The organism is Vibrio sp. 1727, assembly GCF_033344415.1.
Taxonomy (GTDB): Bacteria; Pseudomonadota; Gammaproteobacteria; order Enterobacterales; family Vibrionaceae; genus Vibrio; species Vibrio alginolyticus.
Genome location: NZ_JAWPOT010000056.1, coordinates 1 through 2,332, shown reverse-complemented (window position 1 = coordinate 2,332; position 2,332 = coordinate 1). Strand labels below are relative to the sequence as shown.

At 41.8% G+C, this 2,332-nt stretch carries 2 protein-coding genes; one reads left to right on the top strand and one right to left on the bottom strand.

The window, feature by feature from the left end; translation table 11 throughout:
* Nucleotides 1-219: 219 nt before the first annotated feature.
* Nucleotides 220-1,422: a tetracycline efflux MFS transporter Tet(59) gene (gene tet(59) / locus R8O10_RS23750; protein ID WP_001031679.1), complete on the bottom strand. Its 1,203-nt coding sequence runs from the start codon at nucleotides 1,420-1,422 to the stop codon at nucleotides 220-222.
* A gap of 80 nt (nucleotides 1,423-1,502) precedes the next feature.
* On the opposite strand from tet(59), the gene tetR reads away from it, so the two are divergent.
* Nucleotides 1,503-2,105 (top strand): tetracycline resistance transcriptional repressor TetR, encoded by a 603-nt coding sequence (gene tetR / locus R8O10_RS23745; protein ID WP_000113092.1) that lies wholly within the window; start codon nucleotides 1,503-1,505, stop codon nucleotides 2,103-2,105.
* Nucleotides 2,106-2,332 lie beyond the last annotated feature (227 nt).

The window sequence follows — 2,332 nt, the reverse complement described above, 5'->3', positions numbered from 1 at the left end:
AGGGGTGTCGAAAGAGTCAACTGCGGTCCAAAGCTGTTGGACTTGGGTGAAAAGGGCGTTTATTCTTCCTATACGTTCATTAGGTCATCTAGCCTTTCTTCCGCAGGTTTTGTTCTTGGTTTTTTAGGGGGTAATGTCATAGGGTTTGTCTCTTAATATCTTGTGCTAAAAGCAAATCTGATAGGGGTATCATAGCACTTAATATTGATATGCTAAAACTTAGCTCGCTGGTAGCTTCGCTATTTTAACTATCTTTTTGGTGCTTCTATAAAAAGATAAAATAAATACAATCAATAAAACATACATTATCGCACCAATCATCCATATCCAGCCATCCCAACTTGCCAGTGTTTGACCAAAAATAAAGCTAAATAATAATGGGCCGATCACCCCCGTCGTATTGGTTAAGCTGACTAGAACGCCTTGTAGCTTACCTTGGTTAGTTTGATTGACTTGAGCTGACATTAACCCCTGTAAGGCTGGTAGCGCAATACTGCCGCCGGCGAGTAAGATTAATGTAGGGTAAATCATCCAACCCTTTGTCAATAATGACAAAATAATGAATGCTGCTCCATCAACAACAAAGCCCACAATAATCGTCACTTTTTCATTGAATTTCTTGGCGATTGCGCCCGCTACAAATGCTTGGAACAAGGCATGCATGATGCCTAACCCCGCTAAAGATAGGCCGATCTCCATACTGCCCCATTGAAAACGATGTTCCGTAAATAACACCCATGTCGTTGCTGGAATTTGCCCTATCATTTGAGTCATAAAAAAGATAAATAACAATAGTATGACTGGCTTGATCACTTGCAGGAAAGGTCGCGAATTTTCTGCTGTTTCTGTGGTGTTTTTTTCAGTATTTTTGATTTTATTATCTTTAAATATCAACATAATAACTAAAAAAGAGAGCGCATTTAAAATGGCAGCAATAATAAAAGGAAGATGAGCTGAGAATTGCCCTGTAAAGCCGCCAATTGCAGGGCCAGAGATTAACCCGACACCAAAAGCCGCCCCTAAGCGTCCAAACCACTTAGTACGCTCTTGTGAAGCAGTATTGTCAGCAATAACAGAAGCGGCGACCGCACCTGTTGCGCCAGTAACTCCAGAAATTAATCGCCCAACGTATAGCATCCAAAGTGAGCTAGATAATGCAAGCAAAGTGTAATCCACAGCAGCGCCTGCAAGAGATAGTAGTAATATTGGTCGGCGCCCGAATTTATCAGACCATTTGCCAAGTAGAGGAGCAAAAAAAACCTGCATGATGGCATACAGTGCCAGCAGGATACCGTAATGATTTGCTAAATTTTCAGCCGACACGTATTCACGTAACAATGTAGGCAATACAGGCATGATCAAGCCGATCCCCATAGCATCTAGGGCGGTGATCGTTAAAGCGGTGATCGCAAATTTATTCATCGTTTTTTCTCTATCATTGATAGAGTTGGAATATATCCCTATCAGTGATAGAGTGTCAATAGAAAAAAAGAGAGGGCAGTATGGCGCGATTAGATAAAGAAACCATCATCACAGTGGCATTAGAGTTGCTAAATGAAGTGGGAATGGAAGGGCTGACAACGCGAAAACTAGCTCAAAAACTGGGCGTAGAGCAGCCTACACTATATTGGCATGTGAAGAACAAGCGCACATTGTTGGATGCATTATCTGTTGAAATGCTAAAGCGTAATCATCGTCATTCATTACCCGCAGTTGGGGAAACGTGGCAACAATTTTTACGTAATAATGCATTGAGCTTTCGTGATGCATTATTAAGTTACCGTGATGGCGCAAAAGTGCATTTAGGGACTCGCCCGAGTTCAGACCAATATGACACCGTAGAAATGCAGTTGCAGTTTATGGTGGACAATGGTTTTTCATTAAAATGTGGGTTATATGCAATAAGCGCGGTTGGTCATTTTACGTTAGGTTCTGTGTTAGAGCAGCAAGAACATATCGCAGCACTTAATGATAGGCAACAAATAGCAGATGATACGATGCCTCGACTATTAAAAGATGCTTTGCAAATTATGGATCAAGATGATGGCACAGAGGCTTTTTTATTTGGTTTAGAAGCATTGATTAATGGTTTCGAAAAGCAGTGATAAGGTGTCTGTGTTTTTAGGCTCGCACAATAGGGGGGATTTGTGCGAGTGGTGGATTTATTTAGAACATTGTTTTTCAATTTGGCGTTTTTGTTCTACCAATTTTTTAGCTGTTGCCATCGCGAGTTGTTCATCGGCTTGCATTTTTGCTAAACACAGTATTGCAAGGACGCGGAACATGCCTCATGTGGCGGCCAGGACGGCCAGCCGGGATCGGGATACTGGTC